This is a genomic window from Janthinobacterium sp. Mn2066, from assembly GCF_049319705.1.
In the GTDB taxonomy this organism is placed as follows: domain Bacteria; phylum Pseudomonadota; class Gammaproteobacteria; order Burkholderiales; family Burkholderiaceae_D; genus Janthinobacterium.
Genome location: NZ_JBMOUF010000003.1, coordinates 264,363 through 278,951 on the forward strand (window position 1 = coordinate 264,363; position 14,589 = coordinate 278,951).

Consider the following 14,589-nt stretch of genomic DNA (forward strand, 5'->3'; position numbering starts at 1 on the left):
CGCTAGTGTAGACCTTTATTCACCAGCGTGCAGCGGCGGCATTTTATTGCATGGATGGTGATAATGCTCAGAGCTTGCTGATGGCCTGGTCTGCCACCCGGGGCAAACAGGCCGATGCCGGGCCCAGGCCAGGGATATCGATGGCGGGCGCCAGTTCCAGCAGCGGCACCAGCACGAAGGCGCGTTCGGCCAGGCGCGGATGGGGCACGCTCAGGGTAGGGCTGCTGATCTGGTCATCGCCGTACAGCAGCAAGTCCAGGTCCAGGGTGCGCGGGGCGTTGCGGTAAGGCCGCTCGCGCCCGTGCGCCGCTTCGATGGCGTGCAGCGCCAACAGCAAGGCTTCGGCCGGCAGGCTGGTGCGGATGTGGGCCACGGCGTTGATGTAGTCGTCGCCGCTGGAATCGATCGGCGCCGTGCGGTAGCTGCCTGAGGCCGCCACCAGCGAAGCGCCAGGCAGCCGCGCCAGGCGCGCAATGGCGTCCTGCACATTCGCGCGTGCGTCGCCCAGGTTGGCGCCGATGCCGATGTAAGCGTTCACTGCCATTATTCGCCGCTGGTGCTGCCGCTGGTGGAGCCGGTGCTGCTCTTGCTGCGGCTGCTGCGGCGTGGCGGGCGCTTCTTCTTGGCTGCGCCAGGAGCGGCGTTGGCGCTGGCGAGCAGCGCTTCGCGCGTCTCTTCATCGCCTTCGTAAAACGCGGTCCACCACTCGCCCAGCTCCATGTCGATCTCGCCGGAAGCGCAGCGCAGCAGCAGGAAGTCGTAGCCGGCGCGGAAGCGCAGGTGTTCCAGCAATTTGTACGGCGCCTTGCCGACCCGGCGTTCGAAGCGGGGCTGCATCGACCAGATGTCGCGCATGTCGGAACCGATCTTGCGCTGCAAGGCCAGCTTTTCCGTTTGCGAATCGAGCACGTCGTCGGCCGCCAGGTGCAGCGCGGGAATGGTCGATTCGCCGGCGGCGCGGTAGGCCGTCCATTTTTCCAGCACCTGGTGCCACAGCAGCGAGGCAAACAGGAAGCCGGGCGAGACGGTCTTGCCGGCGGCGATGCGCGCGTCGGTGGCGTCCAGCGCCAGGGTGACGAATTTCGCGCCCAGCGGCTGTTCCAGCACCACGTCGAGCAATGGCAGCAAGCCGTGATGCAAGCCTTCCTTGCGCAACTGCTGCAAACAGGCCAGCGCCTGGCCGCTCATCAGCAATTTCAGCATTTCATCGAACACGCGCGGCGCCGGCACATTGTTGATCAGGGTGGCCATCACGGGGATCGGCGCGGCAGTGGCCGGCTCGATGGTGAATTTCAGCTTGGCGGCAAAGCGCACCACGCGCAGCATGCGCACCGGGTCTTCGCGGTAGCGCTCTTCCGGCTTGCCGATCATGCGCAAGGTCTGGGCGCGGATATCTTCCACGCCGCCATGGTAGTCCAGCACTTCCTGCGTGGCCGGGTTGTAGTACATGGCGTTGATGGTGAAGTCGCGGCGCAATGCATCTTCGTGCTGCAAGCCGAAGGTGTTGTCGCGCAGCACGCGGCCATGTTCATCCTTGGGCGCGGAATCCGATCCGGCGCCGCGGAAGGTCGTCACTTCCAGCAAGTCCTGGCCAAACATCACGTGCACGATCTGGAAACGCTTGCCGATGATGAAGGCGCGGCGGAACAGTTTTTTCACCTGCTCCGGCGTGGCGTTGGTGGCGATATCGAAGTCTTTCGGTTTCACGCCCAGCAGCAGGTCGCGCACGGCGCCGCCGACCACGAACGCTTCGTAGCCCGCTTCCTGCAGGCTGCTGGTGACGCGAATGGCGTTCGACGACACCAGTTTCGGATCGATTCCGTGTTGCGCCGTCCCCAGCACGATGGGTGCCGTGGTGTCGCGCGCTGCCTCTTTTTTAACGCCGAGGATCTTGCGGATGAATTTTTTAATCATTGAATAAGTGGAGTGATGGCCAGCCGTGGATCGATGCATGTGCGCTCAAAGCGGCGTTGGGATTGGTCGCGACGGGGTGGGTAACAACCGACATCAGCGGAATGTCGTTATGCGAATCGCTGTAAAAATAACTGCGCTCGAACTGGCCCAGCTGTTTGCCCAGCTTTTCCAGCCAGGCGTGGGTGTGGGTCAGCTTGCCGGCGCCCAGGGTCGGCGTGCCGTCCAGCTTGCCCGTGATATTGCCTTCGGCATCGAACTCCGGCATGGCGGCGATCAGGTGTTCGACCCCCAGTGCTGCAGCGATGGGCTTGGTGATGAAATGGTTGGTGGCCGTGACGATGGCCAGCAGGTCGCCTGCATCGCGGTGCTGCTTGAGCAGCGCCAGCACTTCAGGGCGGATGGCCGGGGTGACGACTTCCGCCATGAACTGGGCATGCAGGGCATCGAGGCGGCTACGGGGAAACCGCGCCAGGGTACCGAGCGAAAATTCCAGGTATTCGACCGCATCGAGCGTACCGGCCTGGTACTGGGCGAAGAATGCATCGTTGCGGCGGGTGAATTCGGCGGCATCGACGGCACCGATACGTACCAGGAATTCGCCCCACTCGTGATCCGAGTCGATGGGCAGCAGGGTGTGGTCGAGGTCAAACAGGGCCAGATTCATCATTCTTTCGCTTCCGCCTGCAGCAACTCGCGCAACAATGGCAAGGTGATCGGGCGTTGGGTTTCCAGGGAATAGAGGTCGAGGGAGTCCAGCATCGTCGACAGCGAACGCATGTCGCGCCGGAAATGGGACAGCAGATAGGGTAACACGCCCGGCGACAAGGTCAAGCCACGGGTAGCGGCCGCCTGGGTCAGGGCGGCAATTTTTTCTTCGTCCGTCAAGCCGTGGATCTGGTAGATCAAGCCCCAGCCCATGCGCGTGCGCAAGTCTTCGCGCACCGGCAGCACGGCAGGCGGCACGGCGCCGCTGCACACCATGAAAGCCTGGTTGGCGCGGATTTCATTGAACAGCGCAAAGGCGTCGATCTGCGCCAGCGGCGACAGCTTTTCGCAATCATCGAGCAGGTACAGGTCGACCTCGGGCGAGTAGACGAATTCGGACTCGATCGAAAACGGCGAAATATAGCGCGCGCGCTCGGTGCTGGCCAGGGCCTTGAGCAGATGGCTCTTGCCGGCAGCCAGTTCGCCCCACAGATAGGCAAAATGCTCGCGCGAGGTGCGCGCGGCGAAGTGGCGCATCAGCTGCGCCACTTCGGCATTCTGTCCCACCTCGAAGGTATCGAGGCTGTGCGCCGGATCTGTGCCTAAATCGAGCACCAGTTGTTTCATGGCGTACGCCTTGTCCTGTTTTTCATTACTGCTTGTGCATCATTGGTGTTGCCAGGTTGATATGATATCCGCTTTTATTATGTATTATAGAAGCTGCTGGACAGGTAGTGGCGTCTTAGATGCCTAAAAACGACCATCAGGATGGCAGAAGCGGGCAAAGCCAGCAGTACGCCGACGAAACCGAACAGTTGTCCAAAGGCCAGCAAGGCGAAGATCACGGCCAAGGGATTGAGGCCGATGCGTTCGCCCACCAGCCGTGGCGTGAGGAAAAAGCCTTCGAACACCTGGCCGCAGCCATAGATCACGGCCACGGCGACCACGCCGCTCCAGTCGGCAAATTGCAGCAGGGCGGCGATCAATGCCAGCACCAGTCCCAGGCCAAAGCCCAGGTAGGGGATAAACACCAGCAAGCCCGTGATGATGCCTACAGGCAACGCAACTTCGAAACCGGCGATGCTCAGGGCAATCGAATAATAGGCCGCCAGCACCAGCATCACCAGCAACTGGCCGCGCAGGTATTGCGCCAGCAGGGTGTCGACTTCCTGCGCCATGCTGACCGTGCGGCCCACCCAGCGGCGCGGCACGGCGCCGGCCACGCGCGCCAGCAACGGATGCCAGTCCAGCAGCAGGTAGAACAGCACCACGGGGATCAGCACGGCGGTGGCCAGCCAGCCCAGCACGGCCGTGCCCCCGGTGCGCGCCGAAGCCAGCACGGTGCTCCAGATTTCATCGCCGCTGGCTGCCATCTGCTGGCTCAGCATGCGCTTGATGCCGGTGCCGTCCAGGCGCACGCGGATGCCCAGGTCGCGCAGTTTCGGCGCAATCAGTTCATTCGCCTTGGTCAGAAACTGCGGGATTTGCGCCTGCAGCAGCGGGATTTCCTTTTGCAGCACGGGCACCACGATCAGGATCAAGGCGGCGATCGCCAGGAAAAACAGCAGCACCACGGCCAGCACCCCCAGCGGGCGGGGCAGATAAAAGCGGCGGTAGTGCAGGCGTTGCAAACGGTCCACGCCGGGATTGAGTACGTAAGCGAGGATGGCGGCGGCCAGGAAAGGCGTCAGGATCGGCCCCAGGCTGACCAGCAGCAGCAGGAATGCCAGCCAGACCGCGATCCAAAATGCTGTTTGCTTCTGTTCGGCGGTGATGGGCAATGGCATGAAGTTTGGGCTTTTGCGTTAAAAAAAGGCAGTTAATTACGAAAATGCGGGGGCAGTTTGATAAAATAGCGTATTGAACGACCGAATTGACCGGCTGGCGATCTGCCGCCTCGATGTCGAAAACATCGGTGCGGACGCGCGTCAGCGGTTATCCGCCTTCTATCGCCTTCTATTTTACCGCCTCCGCAGCCACCACACCATGAACCAGACTTCTAATGTTTCCCTTTCCTACCGTGACGCCGGCGTCGATATCGATGCAGGCGACGCTTTAGTCGAAGCAATCAAGCCATTTGCCAAGCGCACCCTGCGCGAAGGCGTGCTGGGCGGCCTGGGCGGTTTTGGCGCCATGTTTGAAATCAGCAAGAAGTACAAGGAACCGGTACTGGTTTCCGGCACCGATGGCGTCGGCACCAAGCTGAAGCTGGCATTTGAGTTGAACCGCCACGACACGGTCGGTATCGACCTGGTGGCCATGAGCGTCAACGATATCCTGGTGCAAGGCGCCGAGCCTTTGTTCTTCCTCGATTATTTTGCTTGCGGCAAGCTGGACGTGGCGATCGCCACCGACGTGATCAAGGGCATCGCCCAGGGTTGCGAACAGGCGGGCTGCGCACTGATCGGCGGCGAAACGGCGGAAATGCCAAGCATGTACCCGGCCGGTGAATACGACCTGGCAGGCTTTGCCGTCGGCGCCGTGGAAAAAGCCAACATCATCGACGGCAGCAAGATCGCTCCCGGCGACGTGGTGCTGGGTTTGGCGTCGTCGGGCGTGCACTCGAACGGTTACTCGCTGGTGCGCAAGATTATTGAAGTGGCAAAACCGGACCTGGAAGGCGACTTCCACGGCCGCAAGCTGGCCGACGTGCTGATGCAGCCGACGCGCATCTACGTCAAGCCGCTGCTGGCGCTGATGGCCACACTGGAAGTCAAGGGCATGGTGCACATCACCGGCGGCGGCCTGGTGGAAAACATTCCGCGCGTGCTGCAGCCTGGCCTGGTGGCCGAACTGGATTCGAAAGCATGGACCATGCCGCCGCTGTTCACCTGGCTGCAGCAGCACGGCGGCGTGGCCGACGCTGAAATGCACCGCGTGTTCAACTGCGGTATCGGCATGACGGTGATCGTCTCGGCAGAAAACGCCGACGCCGCCATCGCGCAATTGCAAGCGGCTGGTGAAACCGTGTCGCGCATCGGCACCATCCGCGCCCGCGTCGGTGACGAACATCAAACGGTTGTTATCTAAGCTCTAACGTTCCTTTAAAAAAGCGGACCGCGCCCCTGGCGCCGTCCGCTTTTTTCATGCCGGTGTCATCCGCCGCGCTTACAATGCCGCTATCCCGATCATGAGGTTTTTCCTATGTTGTTGAAAAAAATAGCCTGTTTATTCATGCTGGCTGCGGCTGGCTACGCCTCGGCCCGCACGCCCGTCATCCTGGTGTCGATGGATGGTTTCCGGCCCGATTATCTGGAGCGTGGCGTCACGCCGAACCTGAACCAGGTGGCGGCGGGCGGCGTGCGCGCCGAGGCCATGCTGCCATCGTTTCCTTCGATTACTTTTCCAAATCACTACACCCTGGTGACGGGGCTGCGCCCGGACCATCACGGCATCGTCGGCAATACCATGAACGATGCGGACATTCCCGGCGTGCGTTTCAGCATGAGCAATACCGCCGCCGTACTCGACCGCCGCTGGTGGGACCAGGCCGAGCCCGTGTGGGTGACGGCCGAACTGCACGGCATCCGCAGCAAGACCATGTTCTGGCCCGGTTCCGAAGCGGCCATCCACGGCGTGCGTCCGACCGAAGCGCCGGCCTTTGACGGCAAGCTGCCGGCGGACAAGCGCGTCGACAAGCTGCTGTCCTGGCTGGACGGCCCGGCCGAGTCGCAGCCGGGATTCATGACCTTGTACCTGGACGATGTCGACCATGCGGGCCACGACTTTGGCCCGGACAGCGAGCAGGTCACGCAAGCGGTGGCGCACGTCGACCAGGCCGTGGGCCGCTTGATGGCAGGCCTCAACAGCCGCCACCTGGCCGCCAATATCGTCATCGTGTCCGATCACGGCATGGCTGGTGTCAGCAAGGACAGGGTGGTACGCATGGACAGGCTGGCGCCGGAAAGCAGCTACCGCATCACTTCCAGCGGCCCGTATGCCAGCGTGGATGCCGCGCCGGGACAGGAAGCGGTAGTCGAGGCTGCCCTGCTGCAGCCGCACGAGCACATGCAGTGCTGGCGCAAGGCCGAGATTCCGGCCCGCCTGGAATTTGGCCACAATGCGCGCGTGCCCGCCTATCTGTGCCTCGGTGAACCGGGCTGGTCGCTGCTGTTCAATGACAAGGCTGTGGCGCGCCTGAAAGGCGGCACGCATGGCTACGACAACCAGGCGCCCGAGATGCGCGCCACTTTTATTGCCACCGGCCCCGCCTTCAAGCCGGGCGTGGTGTTGCCCGCGTTTGATAACGTGGACGTGTATCCATTGCTGATGCGCCTGCTGGACCTGGCGCCCTTGCCATCGGATGGCAATATTGCGCCGCTGCTGCCGGCCTTGCAGGACGCTGCACCAGCACCTGCGGCGGCGCAGCCGCAGGGCTGATCGCTCAGGGCTTGAGCACCTTGGCCACTTTCGCCGCCCGCAGGCGGAAGGCGTCCGGCATGCTTGAGCCCAGCAGCGGGCGCAGATACATGCGGAAGGCGTCCGTCACGTCGGTGCCGCTGTCGCTGATGAATTCGTCTTCCATGGTGCGCGTCTTGCCCGCCACATCCGTCAGCGGCAGCAAGGCGTAATCGACGGAATAAAAGCCCGTGCGCTTGATGGCCACCGAGCCGTCGCGGTCGCCCCACATGGCGAATTGCACGGCTTTTTCGCCCACCTCGCGCGCTTCGCGCTGGTCCACGTCCGACACGCAGCCGATGAAAGAGCGCTGCAGATAGCCGAAGGTATCGCCGCGCACGCGCTTGATGCCCAGCTTGTCCTTGATCTCGTCGCACAGCAGGTCGGCCAGCGCGCCCGTGCCCGATAATTGCACATTGCCATGCGCATCGCGCTCGACCGCATTGCCCGCCTTTTGCGCCAGCAGGCTGGCGATCGCCTCGCCCGAGGCGTCGTGGATGCCTTCGGAGACGGCGATCACGCAGCGGCCATATTTTGCATAAGTCGCCTTGACGTCGGCCAGGAATTGATCGAGCACGAATACGCGTTCCGGCAGGTAAATCAGATGCGGTCCATCGTCGGGAAATTTCTTGCCCAGCGCCGCGGCGGCCGTCAGAAAGCCCGCGTGGCGGCCCATCACCACGCCCACGTACACGCCGGGCAGGGCGGCGTTGTCCAGGTTGGCGCCTGCGAATGCCTGCGCCACGAAACGGGCCGCCGACGGGAAGCCCGGTGTGTGGTCGCTGCCGACCAGGTCATTGTCGATCGTCTTGGGAATGTGAATGCAGCGCAGCGGATAAGCGGCCTTGTGCGCTTCTTCGCTGACGATGCGCACCGTATCGGACGAGTCATTGCCGCCGATGTAAAAGAAATGTTCAATTTCATGCGCGCGCAGCACCTCGAAGATTTGCTGGCAATACGCGATATCGGGCTTGTCGCGCGTGGAACCCAGCGCGGACGAGGGCGTGGCGGCCACCAGTTCCAGGTTATGGCTGGTTTCCTGCGTCAGATCAACAAATTCTTCATTGATGATGCCGCGCACCCCATGCAGCGCCCCATACACGCGCGTGACGTGCTGGAAACGCCGCGATTCAAGCACCACGCCCACCAGCGACTGGTTGATGACGGCGGTGGGGCCGCCCCCCTGGGCGACAAGAATTTTTCCAGATGGCATAGTGACTCCTAGAGAGTTGAGCGATGCTTAGCCTACTCCTTTTTTGTTGCCGGGCTGTTTTTTCCGATGTTTTTGTCGAGGAATCGTTCTACTCCTTGCCAGTAGTCGAGGCGGTTCCTTTCCAGCGCAAAGTCCTGTTCACCTTCTTTCTCGTAACTGCTCCACTCGACCTGGTGATTGCTTTCTTGCAATGCCGTACGCAGTTTTTCGGCGTGCGGGGCCGGTATCCGGCGGCTGGCCATGCCATAGGCCAGTAGTAGTGGCTGCGTCAGGCGCGCAGCCTGTCGTACTGGTGAGGTTTGTTGGAATTGTTGCGTGTCTTCCTTTGGATGACCTATCCATTGTGGGAACGCGTACGCTTTCCATTCCTCGCGCATATTGCCGGAAAGTCCCCAATGTTCCGCATGGAATAAGCCGATGTCGGCGATAGGGCTGTAGGCAAAACCGCAGCGATAGAGGTCACCATCATTGATCAGGCCCATCAAGGCGGAGTAGGCGCCGTAATAACTGCCGCCTATGCAGATGCGGCTGGCATCGGCATATCCCTGGGCAATCGCCCAGCGTGCGCCATCGGCGATGTCATCCTGCATCTTCAAGCCCCATTGTTTCCAGCCAGCCTTGAGATGGCGGTCGCCAAAGCCGTCGCTGCCGCGATGTTCCGGTTCCAGGACGGCATAGCCGCGGGAAGCCAGGAATTGTGTTTCCGCTGAAAAGCCCCAGACATGGCCGCGTTCAAACGGTTCGCTGTGGACCAGCACGACGAGCGGCAGGTTTTTTTGCTGCTGTCCCTTGGGCAGGGTCAGCCAGGCAGGAATGGGCAATCCATCGCGCGCCTTGTAGTGTACCAGTTGCTGTTCGGCCATCTGGGCTGGCTGGATCTCCGGAAAGCGGCCGCCAAGCTGCATCATGCTTCCCGTGCGCTTGTTGAATAGTGAAAATATCACTGGCTGGCGGTCCGATTCGGAACTGAGCAGAACATACGCTGCCTTGTCCGGGTTATCTGACAAGATGGTGTTGATGGTGCTTGGAAGCAAGGCGTCAATCGAAGCTTGCAATGCGCGCATGGGCTCGCTGATCCACAGGCTGCCTCTGGCATCGCTGGCATACTGTGCGCCCACCAGTTTGTCTGCCGAAAAGATCAGCTTGCCAGAGAAATCATAGCCGGCCAGGGCAATCAGGGATTTTGCTCCTAGCTTGCCCGTAAGCAGGTCGAAAGTATAGACTTCCCAGTGGTCTTTCCCATTGCGGCTGCTGACGTAAAAAGTGCCATCGGGGCCGAAGGCAAGTGGTTTAAATTCTTCAGGGGAACGGCCATAGGTAGAAAACTGGGCCAGCCTGCGCCATTTCCCCTTATCTGGATCGAGGTAAAAGATGCTTTGCATGCCAGCTTCCCAGGTGACCGCAATACGTGGCTTGCCATGCTGGTCGAGCACCCAGTGCTGTGTGAGACCAGGGCGTTCCATTGACGCCATGCTGCCATCGAGTGTATTCAAGCGCAGCAGATTAAAGAGTTGGATAGCCCCCGGACCTACCAGCTCTTGTGGATTGAGGCCTACTTGACTCACATACACAAAATCGGAATCCTGGCTACCTTGCTGATCAAGCAGGTAGAGATAAGCGGAGCGTGATTTTTGCAGATTGACTGTGCCTCCATCATCATCGCTCCGTCTGCTGAGTTGTTTGAAATTAGTGCCATCGCGGTCGACGGCATAGAGTGCAGAGCCGTAAGCATTGCTGTTTTCCTTGTCGAGCGTATCCCGGGTATCGAAGATCAGCCTGTTTGCGTTAACCCATTGATATTGCTGGATATTCAGACTGCTGAATTTTGCGACTACCTTGATGGATTGCGTTTCCAGATTCATGGTAATGAGCTGGTTACGGTGTTCGGCATTGTCGACGCGCATGGCGAGGTAGTGGCCATCCGGTGACAAGAGTGGCGCGGGGGACTCGGCTTGCCTGAAGAAATGCTCGGCGGGTATCGACGCGGCTGTTTGTGCAATTGCCGGGACCTGGGCTGCCAGCAGGGTCAATATCAACAGCAACGTGCGCGGGGATGGGCTGAAAGGCATGGCTTCCTTTAAGGCTGGCGTGCTTGCCAGCCATGGGTAGGTGTCAAGCAGGGTGCGGCTGATTCAATCAGGGCAGCTAGTAGGTGAGGCGGCAAGAACTTTCCTACTCCACCTGTGTCGATGTGCGCGCGTTTCCGATATTTGCGTCGAGGAATTTTTCCACGCGGCTCCAGAAATCGATGCGGTTTTTGGGTACGCGCAAGTCATGGCCTTCATCGTCATAGCGCAGCCATTGCGCTTGCGCATTGCCTTCGCGAATCGCCTGGTATAGCCGGTTGGCCTGGAAACTGGACACGAGAGGATCCGCATCGCCATGCGCCAGCAGCAGCGACTGCGTGATGCGGGCCGCCTGGTAGCGGGGCGAGCTGGCGCGCCATTGCGCTGCATCGCTGCGCGCATCGCCGATCAGGGTGCTGGCCGGGTAGCGGTCATAACGTTCGTCGAGATTGCCGCCCACTCTCCATCGGCCATCTGCCACTTCGGCCACGTCGGGGACGGCGGACCAGGCCACGCCGCAGCGGTACAGGTCGCCATCTTTCGCCAGGCCCATCAGTGCCGCATAGCCGCCGTAACCGCCGCCGGCAATGCAGATGCGGCGCGGATCGGCGACGCCTTCAGCGATAGCCCAGCGCACGCCATCGGCAATGTCGTCCTGCATGGTGCCGCCCCATTGTTTCCAGCTGGTCCGGAAATGTGTTTCGCCCAGGCCGATAGTGCCCCGGTAATCGGGTTCCAGCACGGCATAACCGCGCGAGGCGAGAAATTGCGTTTCGCCATTCCAGCCCCAGTCGCTGCGCTGCCACGGGCCATCATGTACCACGACCACCATCGGCAGCTGCTTGCGCGGGCCGTTGCGGGGCAGCGACAGCCAGGCGGGTATGCGCAGGCCGTCGCGCGCCGTGTAGTGCTGCAATTGCCTGGTGGCCATCTTTGCCTCGTTGACGGCGGGGCGCGACTTGGCCAGCGGTACCAGCTTGCCCGTGTCGCGGTTGAAGATGCGGTAAATCACGGGTTGCGTGTCGGACCAGCTCGACACCAGCACGAAGGGCGTGCTGCTGCGCTCCCCCACGCTCAGGGTATTGACGGTCGCGGGCAGCTGGGCGTTGACGGTTTTCTGTATGGCTTGCATGTCCGCATCAAGCCAGACGGTGGTTTCCGTATCGGTGCTGTAGCGTATGCCCAGCAAACGGGTACTGCTGCGTACCATGGTGGCGCGGATATCGTAGTCGGCCGAGGAAACGATGGGCTGTGCATCGAGCTGTTTTTTCTCCAGGTCGAAACGGTAGAGGGCGGCCTTGTCGCCACCTTTCCTGGCGGTCACATAAAAATCGCCTTCCGGTGTCAAAAAGGCCGGTTCGAACACCGTGGCGTCATTGCTGCGCGGATCGAATTGCGCCAGCAGCTGCCATTTTTCCGTGGCCGGATCGCGCCAGTACACGAGGTTCTGGCCGCGTGTCTGGGCTGTGGCGATACGCGCCTGTCCGCCACGGTCATACAGCCAGTAGCGGACGTCTTTGGGCGAGGCGATTTCTCCATTGCTGCCGTGGATGGTATCGAGGCGTATCAGCGATGCGGCCCGCACGGCGCCGAACTCGTCACTCTCAGGCCGCAGTGCGTATATGGCATTGCTGCGCTGCTCGCCGATGCTATCCATCAGCACGGTATTTTGGGGAAGCAGAGTGCGTCCGTTTTTTGTCTGTGGCCCGTCTGCCAGCGTCTCCGGATTTTCCTGGCCTTCCCTTTCCCATGGCCGCAGTGGCTTGTCCGCGTTGTCCGCGCTCCAGCGCGTCACAAGCTGCCGGAAAACACTGCCATCGCTATTGACCGCATACATGCCCGCGCCATCGCTGCTTGCTTTCCTGGCATTTTGCCGGTCCGTCAGGCGGAAAGCCAGGCGTTTTTCGTTCACCCACAAGAAATCGCCGATGTCGACATCCGTGAACGCCGCCACGACCTGCGTGCGCATGCTGGTCAGGTCGAGCACGCTCAGGCGGTCGCGGCCCTCGGCAGGCGCGACGCGCATGGCCAGCAAACGTCCATCCGGCGACAGCAGGGCGCCGCTCAGCGAGGCATGGCTAAAGAACTGTTCGATGGGCAAGGGCGCCGTGACGAGCACGCTGGCCGGCCCCGCGGTTTCTGCCGTCGCCTGCGTTCCGAACGCGGTACAGCAAAGTAGCAATACCAGTGTTGTGCTGCGCATCATTCCCTGGCTCCCGGTATTACCGGGGCGTCAGGCCCGATACTGCGCGCCAGCAGTTTTTCCGCGCGGCTCCAGAAGTCGATATTGTTTTTCGGTAAAGCCCAGCCGTGGCCTTCTTCCTGATACACCACCCATTCAACCTGCGGATTGTTTTTCTTGACGGCGTCATGGAATGCGCGGCCGTGGCTGATCGGCACGCGCTGGTCGGCGCCGCCGTAGCCGAGCAGCAAAGGCTGCCGGATGCGGGCTGCCTGCACGATGGGCGAGGTGGCTTTCAGCTGCGCCGCATCGGCGACGGGATCGCCGACCATGTCTTTCATGCCGTATTTTTTATACGAATCGGCCAGGTCGGAATCGCCCGTCCAGTGGCCGTCGCGCATCATGTTGATATCGGTCACGCCCACCCAGTTGATGCCGCACTTGAACAGATCGGGATCGTTCAGCAGGCCCATCAAGGTTGAGTAGCCGCCATAGCTGGCGCCGGCAATGCAGATGCGCTGCGGATCGGCATACCCCTGTGCGATGGCCCAGCGGGCGCCATCGGCGATATCGTCCTGCATCTTCAAGCCCCACTGCTTCCAGCCGGCCTTGTAGTGTGCCGCGCCATAACCGGTGCTGCCGCGGTAGTCCGGTTCCAGCACGGCATAACCGCGCGAGGCGAGAAATTGCGTTTCGCGGTTCCAGTTCCAGTGGCCGCCGCGCACCCATGGACCGCCATGCACCATCACCACCAGTGGCAGGTTCTTGCCGCTTTTTCCTTTCGGCAGGGTCAGGTAGGCGGGAATCTCGAGTCCGTCGCGGGCCTGGTAGCGCACCATGGTCTTGGGCGACATGCGGCTTGAGTTGATGGCAGGGTGGCTTTCTCCCAGCGGCATCAGCGAGCCCGTTTCCGTGTTGTAGATCAGCGCCGTGCCAGGTTCGACATCGGATGCGGCCAATACCAGCACGAACGGTGTTTCCGGCCGCAGCGGAACGCTCAGCCTGTTGATGGTGTTAGGCAGCAAGGTATCGATCTTCGCCTGCACGGCACTCAAATCCTTGTCGAACCAGATGGTGCCACCCGCATCCGTTTCAAAGCGCAGTCCCAGCAGTTTCTTGTTACTGTGCACTGGCCGGCCTTCGAAGTCGTAGCCTGGCGTATCGGCCAGCGGCGTGTCTTTCATGGTGCCGCTCTTTACATCGTACAGGTATAGCGCTTCCATGCCATGGTAGCTGGCACGGACATAGAAATTGCCTTTGGCGTCGAAGAAAGCGGGAGTGAAGTCGCCTTTGACCGGATGGTAGATATCGCTTTCGTGCAGCTTGCGCCATGGCGTAGCTGCATTATCGCGGTAATGTATGGTCTCTGTCGTGTCAGTGCTGGTGATGGCAATGCGTACTTCATCCTGTTTGTCCATCAGCCAGCCTTGCGCCTGGTTCAGTGAAGCGGCCAGCTTGCTCAGGCCTGTTACCGTGTTCAAGCGCAGTATCACGCTCGACGGCTTGCCGGTGGTACTGAAACGGGTTTCCGTGACAAATACGTCGTCGCTAGCGGCATCGCTGCTGGTATTGAGCAGCTGCGTATTCCAGCTGAGCATGGATTGCGAGATGCGCGAACCCAGCGTGTTGCTTGGCGAGTAAGTATTGCTGGCCAGCTGGCGGTAGTCGCTGCCATCGATATTGATGGCGTACAGTCCGGGGCCGTAGCGCACCTCACCCTGGGCGATGTTACGGTCCGCTACGCTATACACGATGCGCTGGTTGTTAACCCAGTCTATGCGATCGATATCGGCATCCTCGAACGAGGTCAGGCCGTTGACCTTCATGCTGGGCAGGTCGACCGTGTAGAGCTGGATCCGCCCGCCCTTGGCGCTGACCAGCACCGCCAGATGGCGGCCGTCCGGCGATAGCACGGCGCCGCTGAAGGCGGCATTACTGAAAAAATCCCCGATCGGAATGGGCGTGGCAGCCTGGGCGGCGGGTTTTGCGCTGGTGTCGGCGTACGCTGGCAGGCTGGCGGAGGTGCTCAGCAACAGGGTGCTGCAACAGAGGACAAGACGGACAATACTGGACTGCATGGATATCCCTGTAGAAGTTGCTCAATGTGATAA

At 61.2% G+C, this 14,589-nt stretch carries 11 protein-coding genes; 2 read left to right on the forward strand and 9 right to left on the reverse strand.

Features of this window, described 5'->3' with window-relative positions; translation table 11 throughout:
• Nucleotides 1-67: 67 nt before the first annotated feature.
• The 5 genes from folK to ACL9RI_RS07535 form a co-directional block, all read right to left on the reverse strand.
• Entirely contained in the window at nt 68-544 is a 477-nt protein-coding gene (folK, locus tag ACL9RI_RS07515) for a 2-amino-4-hydroxy-6-hydroxymethyldihydropteridine diphosphokinase (protein ID WP_422725954.1), read from the reverse strand.
• Nucleotides 544-1,914, reverse strand: a complete 1,371-nt coding sequence (gene pcnB, locus ACL9RI_RS07520) for a polynucleotide adenylyltransferase PcnB (protein WP_422725955.1) — start codon at nt 1,912-1,914, stop codon at nt 544-546. The genes folK and pcnB overlap by 1 nt, the downstream gene beginning before the upstream one ends.
• Nucleotides 1,907-2,578, reverse strand: a complete 672-nt coding sequence (locus tag ACL9RI_RS07525) for an HAD family hydrolase (RefSeq protein ID WP_422726137.1) — start codon at nt 2,576-2,578, stop codon at nt 1,907-1,909. The genes pcnB and ACL9RI_RS07525 overlap by 8 nt, the downstream gene beginning before the upstream one ends.
• On the reverse strand, nt 2,578-3,246 hold the full coding sequence (hda, locus tag ACL9RI_RS07530; RefSeq protein ID WP_422725956.1) for a DnaA regulatory inactivator Hda: 669 nt from the start codon (nt 3,244-3,246) through the stop codon (nt 2,578-2,580). The genes ACL9RI_RS07525 and hda overlap by 1 nt, the downstream gene beginning before the upstream one ends.
• A 77-nt stretch (nt 3,247-3,323) precedes the next feature.
• Nucleotides 3,324-4,406: an AI-2E family transporter gene (locus ACL9RI_RS07535; RefSeq protein WP_422725957.1), complete on the reverse strand. Its 1,083-nt coding sequence runs from the start codon at nt 4,404-4,406 to the stop codon at nt 3,324-3,326.
• Nucleotides 4,407-4,605: 199 nt separating this feature from the next.
• Between ACL9RI_RS07535 and purM the strand changes: the two genes are divergently transcribed.
• On the forward strand, nt 4,606-5,649 hold the full coding sequence (purM, locus tag ACL9RI_RS07540) for a phosphoribosylformylglycinamidine cyclo-ligase (RefSeq protein ID WP_422725958.1): 1,044 nt from the start codon (nt 4,606-4,608) through the stop codon (nt 5,647-5,649).
• A gap of 114 nt (nt 5,650-5,763) precedes the next feature.
• Entirely contained in the window at nt 5,764-6,999 is a 1,236-nt protein-coding gene (locus tag ACL9RI_RS07545; RefSeq protein ID WP_422725959.1) for an ectonucleotide pyrophosphatase/phosphodiesterase, read from the forward strand.
• 4 nt (nt 7,000-7,003) lie between these two features.
• Here the strand turns inward: ACL9RI_RS07545 and ACL9RI_RS07550 are convergent, their stop codons facing one another.
• The 4 genes from ACL9RI_RS07550 to ACL9RI_RS07565 form a co-directional block, all read right to left on the reverse strand.
• Nucleotides 7,004-8,230: a 6-phosphofructokinase gene (locus ACL9RI_RS07550; RefSeq protein ID WP_422725960.1), complete on the reverse strand. Its 1,227-nt coding sequence runs from the start codon at nt 8,228-8,230 to the stop codon at nt 7,004-7,006.
• A 32-nt stretch (nt 8,231-8,262) separates the two neighbouring features.
• Nucleotides 8,263-10,299: a prolyl oligopeptidase family serine peptidase gene (locus ACL9RI_RS07555; protein WP_422725961.1), complete on the reverse strand. Its 2,037-nt coding sequence runs from the start codon at nt 10,297-10,299 to the stop codon at nt 8,263-8,265.
• Nucleotides 10,300-10,402: 103 nt separating this feature from the next.
• On the reverse strand, nt 10,403-12,502 hold the full coding sequence (locus ACL9RI_RS07560) for a prolyl oligopeptidase family serine peptidase (RefSeq protein WP_422725962.1): 2,100 nt from the start codon (nt 12,500-12,502) through the stop codon (nt 10,403-10,405).
• Nucleotides 12,499-14,511, reverse strand: a complete 2,013-nt coding sequence (locus tag ACL9RI_RS07565) for a S9 family peptidase (protein ID WP_422725963.1) — start codon at nt 14,509-14,511, stop codon at nt 12,499-12,501. The genes ACL9RI_RS07560 and ACL9RI_RS07565 overlap by 4 nt, the downstream gene beginning before the upstream one ends.
• Nucleotides 14,512-14,589: the final 78 nt, after the last annotated feature.

What these genes read in the sequence shown, in the direction of transcription:
- folK (WP_422725954.1), bottom strand. Translation starts at nt 544, where the DNA reads ATGGCAGTGAACGCTTACATCGGCATCGGCGCCAACCTGGGCGACGCA.
- pcnB (WP_422725955.1), bottom strand. Translation starts at nt 1,914, where the DNA reads ATGATTAAAAAATTCATCCGCAAGATCCTCGGCGTTAAAAAAGAGGCA.
- ACL9RI_RS07525 (WP_422726137.1), bottom strand. Translation starts at nt 2,578, where the DNA reads ATGAATCTGGCCCTGTTTGACCTCGACCACACCCTGCTGCCCATCGAC.
- hda (WP_422725956.1), bottom strand. Translation starts at nt 3,246, where the DNA reads ATGAAACAACTGGTGCTCGATTTAGGCACAGATCCGGCGCACAGCCTC.
- ACL9RI_RS07535 (WP_422725957.1), bottom strand. Translation starts at nt 4,406, where the DNA reads ATGCCATTGCCCATCACCGCCGAACAGAAGCAAACAGCATTTTGGATC.
- purM (WP_422725958.1), top strand. Translation starts at nt 4,606, where the DNA reads ATGAACCAGACTTCTAATGTTTCCCTTTCCTACCGTGACGCCGGCGTC.
- ACL9RI_RS07545 (WP_422725959.1), top strand. Translation starts at nt 5,764, where the DNA reads ATGTTGTTGAAAAAAATAGCCTGTTTATTCATGCTGGCTGCGGCTGGC.
- ACL9RI_RS07550 (WP_422725960.1), bottom strand. Translation starts at nt 8,230, where the DNA reads ATGCCATCTGGAAAAATTCTTGTCGCCCAGGGGGGCGGCCCCACCGCC.
- ACL9RI_RS07555 (WP_422725961.1), bottom strand. Translation starts at nt 10,299, where the DNA reads ATGCCTTTCAGCCCATCCCCGCGCACGTTGCTGTTGATATTGACCCTG.
- ACL9RI_RS07560 (WP_422725962.1), bottom strand. Translation starts at nt 12,502, where the DNA reads ATGATGCGCAGCACAACACTGGTATTGCTACTTTGCTGTACCGCGTTC.